Raw genomic sequence first — 16532 nt, 5'->3', positions numbered from 1 at the left:
CCCGAATGTTAGAGGGCGGGAAAACGAAACGCAATGCGAGGTGCACCTGGTGAGGAAGATTGCCCGCTTTGTGACTTAACTGGCGGCATTTTGCCCTGACGCGTCCCCATCAACGGCGCTTGCGGCCTGGGCCTGCTGCGCGCGCAGGTCGGCCAGCATGTTGCAGAAGAGGGCGCCTTGCTCGATGGCGTCGTCGAGTGCGACGTGCGTGTGCGGGTGGTCGTCGAACCAGTGCTTCGGGAAGCGCGGCTTGATGCACTTGCGATACGGCAGGCCCGTCATCGCGAAAGCCAGCGTCTTGATGTCGAGCGCGGACCACGAGAACGGGCAGCGGCCCGCGAAACGCATCATGTACCAGAACATGAAGGTGAAATCGAAGCCCGCCGGCATGGCGACGAACACCGGCTTGCCGGGCAGCGCCTCGACCCATTCCACGTAGTTGACGAGCGCCGCGGCCGGATCCTGCTGATCCTTGCGGCAGGCGGCCCACGCTTCGGGCTGCGTTTCCCACCAGGCGGCCTGCACGGGGTGCGGCGTCGCGCCCTCGAGCGTCATGAGATTCGCGGAGAAGGTGGCGACGAGACGCTTGTCGGCGGTATAGGCCGCCGACGCGAAGCTCAGCATCGAATGCGGACCCGGAATCGGACCGTCGGCCTCGACGTCCGTGCTGACGTAGATTTCCTCGATGGCGACGTTATTCATTATCCGGGTATGCCGTCTGCGACGTAGGGATTGGAGCGGCGCTCTGCGCCGAAGGTGGAAGTCGGGCCGTGGCCCGGCACGAACGTGACGTCGTCGCCGAGCGGCCAGAGCTTCTCGCGGATCGAGCGGATCAGGTCGGCATGATTGCCGCGCGGGAAATCGGTGCGGCCGATCGAACCCGCGAACAGCACGTCGCCCACGATCGCGAGCCGGTGCGCGCGGCTGAAGAACACCACGTGGCCCGGCGTGTGCCCGGGGCAGTGATAGACCTCCAGTTCCTCGTTGCCGAAGCGGACCGTGTCGCCGTCGTTGAGCCAGCGGTCGGGCTCGAAGGCTTCGGCGTGACCGAAGCCGAAACGCACGCTCTGCTGCGGCAGCATGTCGATCCAGAAGCGCTCGTCCTCGTGCGGTCCCTCGATCGGCACGCCGAACTTGTCGGCCAGCGCCTTCGCGCCCGCGCAGTGATCCACGTGACCGTGCGTGAGCAGCACCTTTTCGAGCTGCACGCCCTGGCGCGCGATCTCGGCTTCGATGCGCTCGAGGTCGCCGCCCGGATCGACGACGGCGGCGCGCTGCGTCGTCTCGTCGACGAGGAGCGAGCTGTTTTGCTGGAACGGCGTGACGGGTATCAGCGTGACTTTCATGCGCGTAAAAGAATCGCAGGGAACGTGCGGCCCAACCTCGGACCGCAACCGGAGACCCGATTGTACCGGCGAGCCGGGGTACCCGCCGACCGGGTTGCGAAGGGACGCAGGAGGGTGTCTTCGGCGGGGCGGGGAACGCCGCTTGCGAATTCTCTGTATCCCCCGCCGGGCAAGGCTTCGGCCCCCCGCTTTGTTACGCCAATGTAGAAAATTCATAAAAATTCAGGGGTTACGTGCATGACAACAATTAGTTTTGGGTATAATGCGGCCCAACACGCACGTTTTACGTGCTTTCACTGGGCGGTGCGACTCGGCTAAAAAACGGGTCTCGATGCATCGCCGTCAAGCAGTGCCGTCGTCGGACGACCGCTTTTTGTGCGGACTGAAGCGACGGCAAATCAGGTGCCGATCCGTTCGGCACCGCACGTCTTGCCCAGCCAGGTGCCACGCACCTGCAACGGCCTTGCTGCCGTGACGCTGGGTGGGGCCTACGCCGCCGTTCCTGTGCGCCGTGTGTTACCGGCGCGCCAGAGCGAGTTGTCCACGCTCGATGGCGGCATGTGGGGTCTGGTCAGGCTGCCGGGGAGAGGCTGCGCCAGACGTGAAAGAAAACCAGCGGTTGGTGGCCCATTAGGGGTCGCATCCGGGTGCCGGCTCGTGCTCGCTTTTCGCGAGCGGGGCTATGTCGTACCTGCAGCCGCCGAAGCCTTTCAGTTTGCGTGCAGCCATGGGCTGCCGGGGGCTTCGACATGTGATGGCAAGCTTATGAAACTCAGACTGTCTCGACGAAAATTCGGGAGTCTCGCAGCCGTGTCCGTACTGGCCGGTTGCGCCATGCCGCCCGGCCAGCAAAACCAGGCGGACGGATCGGCACTCAGTACCAAGGACGCCCACGTCGCGTTCGCCGCACCGCAGAGCTACGGCTCGGCGCTCGCGGCGCTGCCCGCTTCGGGCACCGGCACCGACAAAACCCTCGCCGACGCAGAGCCGATCGGCGACGGCCCGGATGTCTCGTCGTTCCACCAGACCGGCCGCGCCTCGTGGTACGGCCGTGCTTTCCACGGCCGCAAGACCGCGAGCGGCGAACGCTTCAACATGGAAGCGCTCACGGCCGCGCACCGCACGCTGCCGCTCGGTTCGTATGTGCGCGTGAGCGTGCCTTCGACCTCGAAGTCGGTTGTCGTGAAGATCAACGACCGCGGGCCGTTCGCGCGTGGCCGCGTGATCGATCTTTCGTATGCGGCCGCGAAGATGCTGGGCGTGCAGCACGCCGGCACCGCGCGCGTGAACATCGAAGGGCTTTCGCGCCAGGAAGGCAAGGAAGCGCTGGCCGAACAGGTTGCCGCGCTGTCGAACAGCGACCACTAACCGGTTGCCGCTGTAGAAACAAGAAGGGCCGCTGCGTGAAGACGTGCGGCCCTTCTGCATTTCAGGCGGAGCGGGCGCCGTGCCCGCCGAGCCGGTTTGTTTAGTCGTCCCCTTCTTCCTCTTCTTCGCCCTTCAGCTCCAGCGCCCGCGCATAGAGCGCATTGCGCGACGCGCCGGTGAGCGTTGCGGCGACTTTCGCGGCGCTCTTCACGGGTACTTCCTGCAGGAGCACGCGCAAGAGCGCGTCGTGATCGTCATCCGCGGATTCGCTCGCACTCGCCCCTTCCACGACCAGCACGAACTCGCCGCGCTGACGGTTCGCATCTTCCGCGAGCCACGCTGGCGCTTCGGCCAGGGTGCCGCGATAGAGCGCCTCGTGTAGCTTCGTCAATTCGCGGGCGATCAACACGCGCCGCGCGGGACCGAACGCATCGGCGAGGGCCTGCACCGTCTCCACGATGCGATGCGGCGCCTCGTAGAACACCATCGCGTGCGCATGTGCCACGAGTGGCTGCAACGCGGTGGCGCGCTGCTTTGCCTTGGGCGGCAGAAAGCCGAGGAACGTGAAGGTCGAAACCCAGTCGCCCGCCACGCTCAATGCGGTGGCGAGCGCGCTCGCGCCGGGCAGCGGCACGACCTGGAAACCCGCCTCGCGCACGGCATCGACGAGCTTCGCGCCGGGGTCGGAAATGCCGGGCGTGCCCGCGTCCGAAACGCAGGCCACGCGCTCGCCCGCGCGCAAAAAGTCGATCACGCGCTGCGCCGCTTCGCGCTCGTTGTGCTCGTGCACGGCGATGAGCGGCTTCGAAATGCCATAGCGCGTGAGCAACTGGCCCGTGTTGCGCGTGTCCTCGGCGGCGATGCGATCGACGAGACCGAGCACGTGCAGCGCGCGCAAGGTGATGTCGGCGAGATTGCCGATGGGCGTCGCCACGACATACAGCGTGGCGGCCGGATACTGCTGGGCCTGGGCGAGCTCGGAAAGGGACGAAGGGAGCGTCATGACACGCAACGCACATGCGAAAGAAAGGAGGCCGACATTGTGCCACGCGAGCGCGCGGACCGAGCCGGCGGTAGAGACGCAAACCGTTCGCACGAGAAAAAGAGATCGCGCGGACAACTTTTCTGTACACGGTGAGTCCAACGCCGAATCGCGCGCGGCCGGGGCGCGTTACGAAGCGCATGCGCTGGATTTTCTGCGCAGCCAGCGGCTCACGCTGGTCGCGCGCAACGTGCATTGCCGCCGCGGCGAACTGGATCTCGTGATGCGCGAGCGCGACGGCACGCTGGTTTTCGTGGAGGTGCGCGCGCGTACGTCGCGGGGCTACGGCGGCGCGGCGGCGAGCGTGGGATGGCGCAAGCAGCAGCGAGTGGTGAGCGCGGCGCGTTACTTCCTGGCTGTGCATGCCTTCGGCCGAGGTGCAAACGGCAGTGAAAACGGCGGCGCGCGTGCGATGCCGGCGTGCCGCTTCGACGTGATCGCATTCGAGCGCGGGCGTCTGACGTGGATACGCGACGCCTTCCGCGCCGATCACAGCTAAATGCACGGAGAACGCGCGCGAGTGCGCTAAACTTGCGGCAATCCGCATACAGGCAGCGGTTTTTGGGCGATACCCGCAGTACAGATTAGAGAGTCGATGTCCGTCGAACGAATTCAACAGCACTTCCGCGACAGCGCAGCCGTCAAGCTCGCGGCCATGGAAACCCTCGCGGTGCCGATCGCGGCCGCCGTCGATACGATGTTCGCCGCGCTGGCGAACGGCAACAAGATACTGGCCTGCGGCAACGGCGGATCCGCCGCCGACGCCCAGCACTTCGCGGCCGAACTGATCGGCCGCTTCGAACGCGAACGCCCGGGACTTCCCGCGCTTGCCCTCACCACCGACGCATCGGTGCTCACCGCCGTCGCCAACGACTACGCGTACGACCAGGTCTTCGCGAAGCAGGTGCGCGCGCTTGGGCAGCCGGGCGACGTGCTGCTCGCGATCACCACCTCCGGCAACTCGGCGAACGTGCTGGCGGCGATCGAAGAAGCGCACGAGCGCGAAATGATCGTGATCGCGCTGACGGGCAAGGGCGGCGGCGAGGTGAACGCGACCCTGGCCGACACCGACATACACCTGATCGTGCCTGCCGACAGGACTGCGCGCATCCAGGAAGTGCACCTGCTGGTAATCCACTGCCTGTGCGACGGCATCGACGCGATGCTGCTGGGCGACGACTGACACCGAAGGACGAAGGAGAGCGACGTTGAAGAGCAGATACGGCAACGGTAGTGCACTGGCCCGAACGGCTGCGACGATCGGATTGGCGGCGGCCCTCTCGGCGAGCCTGCAGGGGTGCTTCCTCGCGCTTGCGGGGGCGGCGGGCGGCACGGCGCTCGTGGCGACCGACAGGCGCACGGTGGGATCGCAGACCGAGGATCGCGAGATCCAGGTGAAGGCGCTTTCGGAGCTCTCGAACAAGCTGCCGAATACTTCGCACATCAACGTGGCGGTGTTCAACCAGCGCGTGCTGCTGACCGGCGAAGTGCCGGACGACGCGACGAAGCAGAAGGCCGAGGCGCTGACGCGCGCGGTGACGAACGTGGATTCGGTGGTGAACGAGCTGGCGGTGCAGCCGGCGAGTTCGTTCTCCTCGCGGGCCAATGACTCGTATCTGGAAGGACGCGTGAAGGGGGAGCTGGTGGCCTATAAGGACATCTCCGCGAACGACTTCAAGGTGGTGAGCGAGCGCGGCACGGTGTACCTCATGGGGCTCGTGACGCCGCAGGAAGGGAATGTGGCGGCTAATGCGACTGCCGGCGTGGTGGGCGTGCAGCAGGTGGTGAAGGTGTATCAGTACATCAAGCCGGGTCAGCCGGCGGGGGCTTCGGCCGTTGCTGCGGTGAGCGCGCCGGCGCAGCCTGCTGCCAATGTGGCGGATGAGCCGACGGTGGGCGCGGTGCCGGATGCTTCGGTGAGTTCGCGGCCTATCGATGGTTCTTCGGCTGCGCCTGCTGCCGCGCCGGCGGGTAATGGGAAGGCGCTTTGATGAGGGTGGCTCGCGCTATGGGTTTCGGTGGGCGGTTTTGGGTTGGGGCTTTGGGGGTTGTCGCCGCCGGGCTGGTGGCGGTGATGCCCGTGCGGGCGTTTGCTGCGGCCGATGGGCTGGCGATTGCGCGCTCGAATGCCTGTATGGGTTGCCATGCCGTGGATCGCAAGCTCGTGGGGCCTTCGTTCCAGGAAATCGCCCAGCGGTATAAGGGGGATGCGGCGGCTCCGGCCAGGCTCGAGAAGAAGGTGCGGGATGGCGGGTCGGGGGTTTGGGGGGCGATTCCCATGCCCTCTCATCCTGCTATGAGCGCTGGGGATATTCGTACTGTTGTGGGGTGGGTGCTGGCTGGGGCGCCTTCTCAGTGAGGTTGGGCGCAGGCAAATTTTGTGCTTGCCTGGGGCGGATTTGTCTGTGCTAAGATCCTAGCTTCGTTGGGGCGGTAGCTCAGCTGGGAGAGCGTCGCGTTCGCAATGCGAAGGTCGGGAGTTCGATCCTCCTCCGCTCCACCAAGAACACTTCCAGAGTAGTCGAAGAATGTCCGCAAACCCCGCAGCCGATAAGGTTTGCGGGGTTTTTTCTTTCCTGCGTTGTCCGAGCTTGTCCGTTGACTCGGCGCAGGGCACGCCGGTGGCCCGAAGCCTGCTGTATTCGTTCGTCATTGCCTTCGCTTACCCGGTTTCGCCGTTCGTGGCAGGCGTGGTCTCCGATCGTATCGAGAGAAAATGGCTCATCGTTGCCGCGGCGTCCGGTGCTGCCGTGTTCGGGGTGGCCTTTGCGCTCTCCGCATCGGCGGGGTCGGTCATTCTGTTCGGTATCCTGATCACGTTTCGTAACGCGACGCTCGCGAGCAACGCAACCGCGTATCAGGCCGAAGTCTTTCCGACCGCGATCCGCAGTCGGGCACCGGGCTTCATGCACTCGTTCGGTCGGCTCACTGGCGTGGCGAGCAGTTATCTCGTCGCGCTAATCCTGGAGCACGCGGGCGTTCCGGGGGTGTTCGTGCTGATCGGCGCAAGCATGCTCGTGGTGGTGTTTTCGATTGGCTTCTTTGGCCCGCGCACCAATCACCGCTCGCTGGAGGAGATCGCCGCGGCTGCCGGCACGGGCGAGGGCAAATGCACCCGTGTGCCCCACGGCGCGTCAGGCAACTTCCCGAGCTAGACAGCACGCTTCGTGCGAAAACATCGAGTCCGCCCGGGCCGTCGCGCCGGGCGGACTACTCGACATCACGAAGCGACACCATGAAGTGGCCAGGGATGCGCGTGAACACGCCCATGATCGAGGAAATTCGGCCCAGGCTGTACCGTCTCAGCCGATGAACGGCCCCCGGCTACGCACCCTGCAAGCTCACCCCGGCACTTGCGCTTCCACCAGCATCGCCAGCAACCCTAGCGACTCCTGCCAGCCGAGATAACACCCCTCCACCGGGATGATCTCCGGAATCCCCTCCTGCACGACACTCACCTCCGTCCCGCAGAACACGGCCCGCAGCGCGATTGTCGTTTCCATCTGCCCGGGCAGATTCGCATCGTCGAACCTGCCGCTATACCTGAGCCGCTCACCGGGCACGAGTTCGAGATACTCCCCGCCGAACGAATGCACCGTGCCGCTGCTGAAATTCTTGAACGACATCCGATACTCGCCGCCCACGCGTGCGTCGAGCTGCTGCACCGCGCCGACGAAGCCGTTGGGCGGCAGCCATTTGACCAGCGCCTCGGAATCGAGAAAGGCGCGATAGATGCGCTCGGGCGGAGCCCGCAGCACGCGATGCAGCCGAACAGTGTTTCCAGCCATGTCGAAGTCTCCCGAAGCCGCGAAAAAGAGGTGAACCCAAGCCTAACCATGGTAGTCGACGAACGCACGGCGCGATCACAACGCGCCGCCGGGCAAGCACGCATCGCCTAAACTTTGCAGATCGGGCCCGGCATCCACGCTTCGCCGCGCCTGCACTTCTGCCGCGCCCATCCCAAAGCGGCACACGGAGGCCGCCATGTCCGGTCCGCAAGCGCAGTCCCGGAAGTTCGACTACGAAGGTTTCGAAATCCACGTCACGCCGGCGCTGGCGGAGGACGGCAGCAACCGCTACGCGTACGCGGCCTATGTCTGCCATCCGGGCGCGAATGCCGCCTTGCCGGGCCACACGGTGCCGTTCCACTCGACCTTCGGCGAGACGTTCCGCAGCGAAGAGGACGCTGTCGAGGAGGCGGTGCATGTGGGCCACAGCATCGTGGACGGCACGCATCCCGATCTTTCCGTGCTCTCGCTGGTCACGCACGGCTTCTGAGCAGGGCGGCTCGCCCTGACTCATCGCGATCCATCAAACGTCGTCCCACGCCGCGGCTGGGCGGCTGGCCGATTTGCGCCACGTCAGCCTGCCGTCGCACGTCATCCAGCAGATCAAATCCTGCAATTCCTTCAAATATTTCATTAATGCCAGTACGCCTCGATCCCCCCCTTCACGCTCACGGGCGGCATACCGTGGGCGCGGGCCTGAGCTACGCATTCGGCGACGTGACGGTGGGCGGCGCCTGGTCGCGCTCGATCCAGACCGGTCTCGTGAATGCGGATAGCGGCGCTGTGCTTCCCTCGGCGGCCTTCAGCAACTACGAGCTCGATGCCGTCTGGCAGGTCACGCCCGCCGTGTGGCTAGCGAGCATGTATGCGTACACGCACGCTTCGTCGGCGCATTGGCACGAGGGCGCGTTGCAGGCCGGCTATCAGCTTTCGAAGCGCACCGATCTCTATTCGGAGGCGGTGTATCAGCGTGCTTCGTCGGGGACGCCTGCCGTCATCAACTCGATCGATCCGTCGAGCAGCCGCAACCAGGTGCTGGTCGCCACCGGCACCCGGCATCGGTTCTCGTCGCGGCTTCACGACACCGCGCCACTGCGGCGCTCGCAGGCAACGCGAGCGCCTCGCTGTTACCATCGACCGTCCACCACGGCCGATTCCCCCCGATGCTCGCCCTCAAGCTCACGCTCGTTCCGCTGTTCCTGCTGATCGTTTCGATGTCGGGCAAGTGGTGGGGGCCGGCGGTGGCGGGGTGGCTCGCAGCGTTGCCCGTGGTCGCGGGGCCGATACTCTGGCTGCTCGTGCTTCAGCATGGTCCCGCGTTCGGCGCACGCGCCGCCATGCTCTCGCTCTACGCGATCTTCGCCGTCGAAGCCTATAACTTCGCCTACGCCTGGACCTGTCGCGGCCGCCCGTGGTGGGTGTCGCTCGCCGCCGGGCTGTGCGCCTGGGGCGGCACCGCCGTCGTGCTCTCGATGCTGCCGGTCTCGCTCGCGTGGGCTCTCGGCGTCGCGCTGGTGGCCGTGCTGTTCGGCCAGTCGTTCCTGCCGCGCAGCAAGGCGGTCGCAGGCGGTGCGCCGCTCGCTCGCGCGGATCTCGCGGGCCGCATGTTCGCCGGTGCCGCGCTCACGTTCTTCGTCACGGCGCTCTCTACGCGCCTCGGTCCTGCGTGGAGCGGGCTTTTCGCGGTGTTTCCGCTGCTGGGCAGCGTGCTTTCGGTGTCGTCGCATCGGGCGCACGGCGCCGACTTCGTCGTGACGATGATGCGCGGCATGGTGCTCGGCCGGTTCTCGTTCGCGGCGTTCTGCGTCGTGCTCGCACTGGGTCTTGGGCGGGAGTCGTCGGCGCTGGTGTTTGCCGTTGCGGTGGCGGTCGCGTTGCTGGTGCAATGGTCGAGCCGGCGCATCGCGCTCTTCGCGAGCGGCAGCGGGTCGCGGCCCACGGCGGCCGGATAACCGATGACGAGAGACGCCCAATGACGGCGCGCGCAAGGCGCAACCGGTCATCGGGGAGAGGGGAAAGCGAAAAAGGCCCGGACGACTCGGGGCGAATCGTCCGGGCAAGCCACCGGGCGTCCGGCGGCGGAGGTATCCGGGTGCGGCGTGCTGGCGGGACGCGTTGCACGAAGTCCCGCACCAATGGCAACGGGTCCGCTCTCGATGTCGAACTGGAGAGCGGACCCGTTCCGGTGTTCCTGGTGCGTCAGTTTGCGCAGGCGCGGCGCGAAGGTCGCGGCCCTGCGCGCTGACGGGCCGCGGTCAGGCCCGTTTCAGCGATTACTGGCCGAAGTAGGTCGGCTTCAGGTTGGTGGTGTCGCGGCTGCCCGACTGCGAGGAGCCGTTCGTCGATGCGCCGTAGGCCGTGGCTTGCGCTGCGCCGTTTTGCTGGGCGACGCGCGCTTGAGCGGCTTGCAGGTCGTCCGGGTAGTACGGGCTCGAGAGGCCCGGACGATAGCCGGCCTTTTCGAGCTGGACGAGCTCGGCGCGAACCTGCGCGCGCGTCACGGGCTGCTGGTTTTCCTGGGCAAACGAGAGAGCCGGAGCGGCAAGAACGGTAGCGGCGAGCGCTGCAGCGATCAGGGTCTTCATGGTAACTAACCTCCAAAGATTATGTTTTGGTCCGTAACAATCGGGTTGCTCGAACCGTTGATTGAACTTTATTGCGCAGCGCTTCAAAGAAAAATAGCGTAATGCGGCAAACATCGTTACCGGATCTGAGACAATGGTCGGATATCCGGTGCCGGATCAAAGGAAGAGGCCGGCCGGTATTGCCGGTTCGCGCAGCACGCCTTCGGGGGCAAAATAGTGCCCATGCAAAACACGTCGATTCAGATTCAAGGAGCTTTCCCATGAAGAACAATCTTGGCCGTCAGGCGCTGATCGCCGTCGCGCTGGCGGGTCTTGCCACCGCGGGTGTCGTGCACGCGGACGAAAAGGTGAATTGCTACGGCGTGGCGAAGGCCGGGCAGAACGACTGCGCGAGCAAGACGGGCGTGCACGACTGCGCGGGCCAGGCGAAGGTCGATCACGACAAGGGCGACTTCAAGACCTTGCCCAAGGGCACCTGCGAGCAGCTCGGCGGCACGCCGGAAAAATGAACGCGCGAGGCCGCGGCGCGGCGAGCGCCGTGGTGAACGGTTCCGGGGCCGCGCGTGCGTTTGCGGGCGTGGGTGTCGGCCTGCGTCATGCGCACTACGGCGCGTTCATGTCGGGGGAGAGATCCGCGAAGCCGGCCGTGGACTGGGTCGAGGTGCATAGCGAGAACTACTTCGGCGACGGCGGCTACGACCTGCACGTGCTGGAAACCGTGCGGCGCGATCTGCCGGTGAGCCTGCACGGCGTGGGGCTCGGGCTCGGGTCGGCGGCGCCGCTCGATACGGCCCATCTCGGGCGCCTGAAACGTCTTTGCGAGCGCATCGAGCCGGCCGTGGTGTCCGAGCATTTGTGCTGGGGCGCGACTCCCGGCAGCGCATGGCACGATCTCCTGCCGATGCCGTTGAGCGAGGCGTCGCTCGATCATCTGTGCGCACGCGTCGCGCAGATGCAGGACGTGCTGGGCCGCGCGGTGCTGATCGAAAATGTTTCGACGTACATACGGTTTAGCGGCGATACGCTGGGCGAGGCCGCATTCCTCGCCGAACTCGCGCGCCGCACGGGCTGTGGCGTGCTGCTGGATGTGAACAACCTCTACGTGAACCAGTGCAACCACGGCGAAGATGCGCTGGCTGCCATGCAGGCGCTGCCGCCCGAGGTGGTGGGCGAGATCCATCTTGCGGGGCATCGCGTGACGCCTGCTGCCGTGATCGACGATCATGGCTCGCGTGTCGCGCCCGCCGTGTGGTCGCTGTACGAGGCCGCGCTGCAACGCTTCGGCGCGGTGCCCACGCTGATCGAATGGGACACGGGCGTGCCGCCGCTCGAGGTGTTGATCGACGAAGCGCGGCTGGCGGGCGAGCGTATGACGCAACGGGCGAAGAGCGGCAGCGCCGCGGCGGAGGCCACCGAATGACGCAGCTGGAAACGCTGCAACAGGCCTTTGCCGCAGCGCTCGATAATCCGGCTGCCGACGCGGCACTATCCGCCTGGCTACAGCCCCCGACTCAGTCGAGCGATGCCCAGGCGCAACCGCAAGACGAACGCCTGCACGCCCGCATCGGCCTGTACCGCGGCAACGTGCGGGCCGCACGGCGCAATGCGCTGGCGAACGCGTACCCCGTGCTGGCGGCGCTGGGCGGCGACGCCTGGTTCGACGCGCTCGCTCTCGCCTACGCACGCGCCCATCCCACCCGCGACGCCGATCTCAACCGCTTCGGCGCGGCGCTGCCCGCTTTCGTTGAGCACTACGAAACCAATTCGCGCTATGCGTATTTCGGCGACGTCGCGCGGCTGGAGTGGGCGCTGCACGTCGCGGCCTTCGCGGCGAACGTCACGCCGCTCACCGTGCGGCAATGGAACGCGCTGGGCGCGGAGCGTCTTGCGTCCGCGCGTCTTCGGGTCCATCCCGCGTGTACGGCCTGGGCCTCGGCATACGCGGTGGATGCGATCTGGCGTGCGCATCAGCCTCATGCGCACCCTGCGCCCGCAGGGGACGCCCGCGCATGGCCCGCGCGAATCGATACGCCGTCGTGGTATCTGGTCGTGCGGCCGCAGTGGCAGGCGACGCTACTCACGCACACAGAGGCCGCACACGTGGCGTTCGTGTCGATCCAGCGCGGCGCGACGCTCGACGAAGCGCTGGACGCGGCCTTCACCGCCGATCCCGCCTTCGATTTCGCGAGCCAGTGGCGTACGTGGATCGAATGCGGAGCGCTCGTCGGTTTGCGCGACGATTAACGCGTGTGCGTCCGGGCATCTGAACCGGAATTAGCCCGTATGGCAGCCTCCCGCCGACCTGCGCTACGATCGCCTCCAGTGCATGCCGCCCCCCGGGTTACACTCAAAAGAGCGGCTCAGCCGCTTCTGTTCCCTCCGCATCACGCAGACGCCGTCACAGTCCGTATCGCAGTCCGTATCACAGCCCGTTTCGCAAGCCCATAGTGCAGCCCATTCCAGCCAGCAAGGTCCGCCACGCCATGTTGACTCGCCGTCCGTACCTCCTGCTCGTCGTCGGCATCGTGCTCTCGGCGTTCGTGACGCTCATCGCGGCGTGGGTCATGTCGGAGATGCGCCACGATGCGCTCGCCACCGCGCGCGCCGCTTCGTTCAACATGGCGTTGCTCTTCGAACGCGACACGGCGCGCAATCTGGAGGTGTACGACCTCTCGCTGCAGGCGGTGATCGATGCCCTCGACGATCCGCGTCTTGCCGCGCTGCCCGCCGACGTCCGCCAGAACGTGTTGTTCGACCGCTCGTCCACCGCGAGATACCTCGGCGTGATTCTCGTGACCGATGCGGCGGGCAACGTCGTCTACGATTCGCGTTTCGTGCCGCCGCGCAAGGTCAATCTGGCCGACCGCGACTACTTCGTCGCCCAGCGCGATTCGGCGCACGTGGGCCTGTTCGTCAGCCGTCCGTTTATTCCGCGCGTGGGGCCGCAGGAGGCGAGCATCGGCCTGAGCCGGCGCCTCTCGAATCCCGACGGCTCGTTTGCGGGCATCGTGGTGGGGACCATGCGGCTCGACTACTTCCGGCAGCTTTTCAGCGGCGTCGATCTCGGCACCCAAGGCGCGCTCACGCTCATGCTGGCCGACGGCACGATGCTCATGCGGCGTCCCTACGTCGCGTCCCTGATCGGCAGCGATCAGTCGGCCACCGTTCCCTTCCAGCGCTTCGGCCACGATGCCTCGGGCGGCTTCTTCGCCACCGGCCCGGTGGACGGCGTGCGGCGCTGGTTCGCGTTTCGCCGCGTGCAGGGGTATCCGCTGGTGTTCGGCGTCGCGCTCGGGGCGCACGACATCTACCGGGAGTGGCGCATCCGCGCGTGGATCATCGGCGCGCTGACGGGCGTGCTCGACGTCGCGCTGATCGCGCTCGGCGTGCTGCTCACGCGGCAGTTGCGCCGGCGCGGCGAGCTCGAGCAGGAGCTGCGCGAGCAGGCCGGCACGGATCCGCTCACGTCGCTCGCGAACCGTCGCGCGTTCGAGGCGCGCGCCAACGGCGAATGGCAGCGCGCGCGCCGCACGGGCAATCCGCTCGCGCTGATGATGCTCGACGTGGACCGCTTCAAGCTCTACAACGACCGCTACGGCCACCCCGCCGGGGATGGGGCGCTCGCTTCGGTCGCGCATGCCGTCGGTGCGCATGCGCGGCGCGCGGGCGACTGCGCGGCGCGTTACGGCGGCGAGGAGTTCGTGCTGATGCTGCCCGACACCGACGAAGCCCAGGCACTCGCCGCAGCGGAGCAGGTGCGCGCGGCCGTGGAGGCACTGGCGATGCCGCACGAGGGCAGTCCCATCGGCGTGCTGACGGTGAGCGTGGGCGTGGCGAGCACCTCCGGCGGCAGCTTCGGCTCGTGGCAGGCGCTCACCCAGGCCGCCGACGACGCGCTCTACGCCGCCAAGGGCGCGGGCCGCAATCGCGTGATGGCGTGGCAGCCCGACCTCGCGAACAAGGCGCACGGCGCGGGGGTGGCTGGCTGAGTTTGCATCAATTTAATCCGGGTAATATTGCGCCAATCATTTAACCCGGATAAAATTCGCCGCATCGGATCGATCAAGAAAGAAAGGGATGCACATGACGGCGACGGGTATTTGCACGGCATTTGCGGGCACGCAGCGCCTCGCGCGCGGCACGCGGGCGGAGGTGGCGCTGGCGGTGAGGGCGGCGCTGGATCGGCGCGAGAATGCCTCGATCCTCGTATTCGACGACCGCGAGGCGCGCCAGCTGGAGTTCGATCTGCGAGGTACGCCCGAGGAGGTGGCGGCGCGCTACGCCGAAACCGAAACCACCGCGGGCAACGAGCAAGAACCGGCATCAACCGAAGCTCCGCGTGGCCGTGGCCGCCCGAAGCTCGGCGTGGTGGCGCGCGAGGTCACGCTTTTGCCGCGTCACTGGGACTGGCTGGCCGCGCAGCCCGGCGGCGCGTCGGTGGTGTTGCGGCGGCTCGTGGATGCGGCGCGCCACGTCGGCGAGGCAAAGGACCGCGTGCGCGCAGCGCAGGAGGCGGGGCATCGCTTCATGACGGCACTGGCGGGCGACCTGCGGGGCTACGAAGACGCCTTGCGCGCGCTCTACGCGGGCGACCGCGCGGGCTTCGACGCGGCGAGCGGCGCCTGGCCGGACGACGTGCGCGACTACGCGCGGACGCTGGTGGAAGGCGCGTTCGCCTGAAACGAGACACGGCGGCTGCGGGCAGGGGAAAAGCGCAGGCAAAAAAAACCGCAGGCAAAAAAAACCGCTCAGGCCGGAAGGCATGAGCGGGAAAAACGGAGGGCTTTGCAACCGCTGCATGAACTTTCATTAGGGGTCACGCAGCACGAAAGAGTCTATCGGCGGGGCAATCCGGCCGACATAAGACCTATCCGATTCCTTGATGCCAATCCTGAGGCTCTGCGCGTTCGCCGCAGCTTGCCAGGCGGTTTGCGGCTCCGTACACTCGCGCCTGATTTCCAGCAAGGGTGTCCGGCGGCCGCGCGCACGCTTTCGCGCCCCCTCCCGGCCGACCCGATAACCAGAAATAGACCCGAAGCTGACCACGCCGATAAGAGGAACCTCCCCGATGTCCGACTCATACTTCCCCCGCTGGCGCCTGCAGACGAGCGGCACGAAAAGCGTCATCGCCCCCGACGAGCGCCTGCCCTGGCCGCAGATGCTCGCCATGGGCGTGCAGCACGTCGTCGCCATGTTCGGCTCGACCGTGCTCGCGCCGCTCCTCATGGGCTTCGATCCGAACCTGTGCATCTTCATGTCGGGCGTCGGCACGCTGCTGTTCTTCGTGGTGGTGGGCGGGCGCGTGCCGAGCTACGTCGGTTCGAGCTTCGCGTTCATCGGGCTCGTGATCGCGATTACCGGCTACAGCGGGCATGGGCCGAATCCGAACATTCCCGTCGCGCTCGGCGGCATCATTGCGTGCGGAGTGGCCTATGCGGCGATCGGCCTGATCGTCGCGGCGGTCGGCACGAAGTGGATCGAAACGCTGATGCCGCCCGTCGTCACGGGCGCGATTGTCTGCGTGATCGGCCTGAACCTCGCGCCGATCGCCGTGAAGGGCGTGAGCGGCTCGCAGTTCGATTCGTGGATGGCCCTCGTCACCGTGCTCTGCGTGGGCGCGGTGGCGGTGTTCACGCGCGGCATGCTGCAGCGCCTCCTGATTCTCGTCGGACTGCTGATCGCTTACGTGATCTACGCGATCGTCACGAACGGCATGGGGCTCGGCAAGCCGATCGACTTCTCGGTCGTCGCCAACGCGGCCTGGTTCGGTCTGCCGAAGTTCGGTGCGCCCGTGTTCGACCCGCATGCGATGACGCTGCTCGTGCCGGTCGCCGTGATTCTCGTCGCCGAGAACCTCGGCCACATCAAGGCCGTCTCCGCGATGACGGGCGCCAACCTCGACCGCTATATCGGCCGTGCGTTCGTCGGCGACGGTCTCGCCACCATCGTTTCGGGTTTCGCGGGCGGCACGGGCGTGACGACCTACGCGGAAAACATCGGCGTGATGGCCGTCACGAAGATCTACTCGACGCTCGTTTTCGCGGTGGCCGCGCTCATCGCCATCGCGCTCGGCTTTTCGCCGAAGTTCGGCGCCGTGATCCAGACGATTCCGGGTCCGGTGCTGGGCGGCGTGTCGATCGTCGTGTTCGGGCTGATCGCCGTGACCGGCGCGCGCATCTGGGTCGTCAACAAGGTGGACTTCTCCGATAACCGCAACCTGATCGTTGCGGCCGTCACGCTCGTGCTGGGCGCGGGCGACTTCTCGCTCAAGCTCGGCGGCTTCGGTCTCGGCGGCATCGGCACCGCGACCTTCGGCGCCATCATTCTCTACGCGCTCCTGCGCCGCAAGCCTGCGCAGCAGGCCGCGCTCTAAGGCCACCGGACGGGGCGCGCGCCTGGCCGC

Annotated in this window: 20 protein-coding genes and 1 tRNA gene; 16 read left to right on the top strand and 5 right to left on the bottom strand. The window is 66.7% G+C overall.

The window, feature by feature from the left end:
* Window positions 1-75: 75 nt before the first annotated feature.
* Both U5760_RS06735 and U5760_RS06730 read right to left on the bottom strand, forming a co-directional pair.
* Complete coding sequence (locus U5760_RS06735; RefSeq protein WP_322010540.1) at window positions 76-702, bottom strand: exonuclease; 627 nt, start codon at window positions 700-702, stop codon at window positions 76-78.
* Entirely contained in the window at window positions 702-1346 is a 645-nt protein-coding gene (locus tag U5760_RS06730) for an MBL fold metallo-hydrolase (RefSeq protein ID WP_322010539.1), read from the bottom strand. Before U5760_RS06730 ends, U5760_RS06735 begins: the two co-directional genes overlap by 1 nt.
* A 765-nt stretch (window positions 1347-2111) precedes the next feature.
* On the opposite strand from U5760_RS06730, the gene U5760_RS06725 reads away from it, so the two are divergent.
* Window positions 2112-2714: a septal ring lytic transglycosylase RlpA family protein gene (locus tag U5760_RS06725; protein ID WP_322010538.1), complete on the top strand. Its 603-nt coding sequence runs from the start codon at window positions 2112-2114 to the stop codon at window positions 2712-2714.
* A 100-nt stretch (window positions 2715-2814) separates the two neighbouring features.
* Here U5760_RS06725 and rsmI read toward each other — a convergent pair whose 3' ends face one another.
* Entirely contained in the window at window positions 2815-3717 is a 903-nt protein-coding gene (gene rsmI, locus U5760_RS06720) for a 16S rRNA (cytidine(1402)-2'-O)-methyltransferase (protein ID WP_322010537.1), read from the bottom strand.
* On the opposite strand from rsmI, the gene U5760_RS06715 reads away from it, so the two are divergent.
* The 6 genes from U5760_RS06715 (at window position 3716) to U5760_RS06690 (ending at window position 6911) form a co-directional block, all read left to right on the top strand.
* The gene (locus U5760_RS06715; RefSeq protein WP_322010536.1) at window positions 3716-4255 is read left to right on the top strand and encodes a YraN family protein; all 540 of its coding nucleotides are present in this window, start codon (window positions 3716-3718) and stop codon (window positions 4253-4255) included. The genes rsmI and U5760_RS06715 overlap by 2 nt on opposite strands.
* 96 nt (window positions 4256-4351) lie before the next feature.
* Window positions 4352-4939 (top strand): phosphoheptose isomerase, encoded by a 588-nt coding sequence (locus U5760_RS06710; protein ID WP_322010534.1) that lies wholly within the window; start codon window positions 4352-4354, stop codon window positions 4937-4939.
* Between the two features lie 25 nt (window positions 4940-4964).
* A complete protein-coding gene (locus U5760_RS06705; protein WP_322010533.1) occupies window positions 4965-5747 on the top strand; it encodes a BON domain-containing protein in 783 nt (260 codons plus the stop codon).
* Complete coding sequence (locus tag U5760_RS06700; protein WP_415914053.1) at window positions 5747-6115, top strand: c-type cytochrome; 369 nt, start codon at window positions 5747-5749, stop codon at window positions 6113-6115. The genes U5760_RS06705 and U5760_RS06700 overlap by 1 nt, the downstream gene beginning before the upstream one ends.
* A 68-nt stretch (window positions 6116-6183) precedes the next feature.
* Window positions 6184-6259 (top strand) — tRNA-Ala (locus tag U5760_RS06695).
* Between the two features lie 118 nt (window positions 6260-6377).
* A complete protein-coding gene (locus U5760_RS06690) occupies window positions 6378-6911 on the top strand; it encodes an MFS transporter (RefSeq protein WP_322010532.1) in 534 nt (177 codons plus the stop codon).
* A gap of 186 nt (window positions 6912-7097) precedes the next feature.
* On the opposite strand, the gene U5760_RS06685 is transcribed toward U5760_RS06690, so the two are convergent.
* The gene (locus U5760_RS06685) at window positions 7098-7544 is read right to left on the bottom strand and encodes an SRPBCC family protein (protein ID WP_322010530.1); all 447 of its coding nucleotides are present in this window, start codon (window positions 7542-7544) and stop codon (window positions 7098-7100) included.
* Between the two features lie 196 nt (window positions 7545-7740).
* On the opposite strand from U5760_RS06685, the gene U5760_RS06680 reads away from it, so the two are divergent.
* From U5760_RS06680 to U5760_RS06670, 3 genes are all read left to right on the top strand, one after another.
* A complete protein-coding gene (locus tag U5760_RS06680) occupies window positions 7741-8034 on the top strand; it encodes a hypothetical protein (protein WP_322010528.1) in 294 nt (97 codons plus the stop codon).
* 146 nt (window positions 8035-8180) lie between these two features.
* Entirely contained in the window at window positions 8181-8750 is a 570-nt protein-coding gene (locus U5760_RS06675; RefSeq protein ID WP_322010527.1) for a porin, read from the top strand.
* On the top strand, window positions 8708-9496 hold the full coding sequence (locus U5760_RS06670; protein WP_322010526.1) for a hypothetical protein: 789 nt from the start codon (window positions 8708-8710) through the stop codon (window positions 9494-9496). The genes U5760_RS06675 and U5760_RS06670 overlap by 43 nt, the downstream gene beginning before the upstream one ends.
* A gap of 321 nt (window positions 9497-9817) precedes the next feature.
* On the opposite strand, the gene U5760_RS06665 is transcribed toward U5760_RS06670, so the two are convergent.
* The gene (locus U5760_RS06665) at window positions 9818-10129 is read right to left on the bottom strand and encodes a DUF4148 domain-containing protein (RefSeq protein WP_322010525.1); all 312 of its coding nucleotides are present in this window, start codon (window positions 10127-10129) and stop codon (window positions 9818-9820) included.
* Window positions 10130-10389: 260 nt separating this feature from the next.
* On the opposite strand from U5760_RS06665, the gene U5760_RS06660 reads away from it, so the two are divergent.
* The 6 genes from U5760_RS06660 (at window position 10390) to U5760_RS06635 (ending at window position 16502) form a co-directional block, all read left to right on the top strand.
* The gene (locus U5760_RS06660) at window positions 10390-10638 is read left to right on the top strand and encodes a DUF2282 domain-containing protein (protein ID WP_322010524.1); all 249 of its coding nucleotides are present in this window, start codon (window positions 10390-10392) and stop codon (window positions 10636-10638) included.
* Window positions 10635-11549, top strand: a complete 915-nt coding sequence (locus tag U5760_RS06655; RefSeq protein ID WP_322010523.1) for a DUF692 domain-containing protein — start codon at window positions 10635-10637, stop codon at window positions 11547-11549. The genes U5760_RS06660 and U5760_RS06655 overlap by 4 nt, the downstream gene beginning before the upstream one ends.
* On the top strand, window positions 11546-12373 hold the full coding sequence (locus U5760_RS06650) for a DNA-binding domain-containing protein (RefSeq protein ID WP_322010522.1): 828 nt from the start codon (window positions 11546-11548) through the stop codon (window positions 12371-12373). Before U5760_RS06655 ends, U5760_RS06650 begins: the two co-directional genes overlap by 4 nt.
* 239 nt (window positions 12374-12612) lie before the next feature.
* Window positions 12613-14118, top strand: a complete 1506-nt coding sequence (locus tag U5760_RS06645; RefSeq protein ID WP_322010521.1) for a diguanylate cyclase — start codon at window positions 12613-12615, stop codon at window positions 14116-14118.
* Between the two features lie 88 nt (window positions 14119-14206).
* A complete protein-coding gene (locus U5760_RS06640; RefSeq protein ID WP_415914052.1) occupies window positions 14207-14809 on the top strand; it encodes a DUF2239 family protein in 603 nt (200 codons plus the stop codon).
* 388 nt (window positions 14810-15197) lie between these two features.
* Window positions 15198-16502 carry a solute carrier family 23 protein gene (locus U5760_RS06635; protein ID WP_322010518.1) on the top strand — a complete coding sequence of 435 codons (1305 nt, stop codon included), beginning with the start codon at window positions 15198-15200 and terminating at the stop codon, window positions 16500-16502.
* Window positions 16503-16532: the final 30 nt, after the last annotated feature.

The sequence above is a fragment of the Paraburkholderia sp. J12 genome, from assembly GCF_905220215.1.
Lineage (GTDB): Bacteria > Pseudomonadota > Gammaproteobacteria > Burkholderiales > Burkholderiaceae > Paraburkholderia.
The sequence above is the reverse complement of the archived record's forward strand: the minus strand, read 5'-3'. Positions and strand labels throughout refer to the sequence as shown.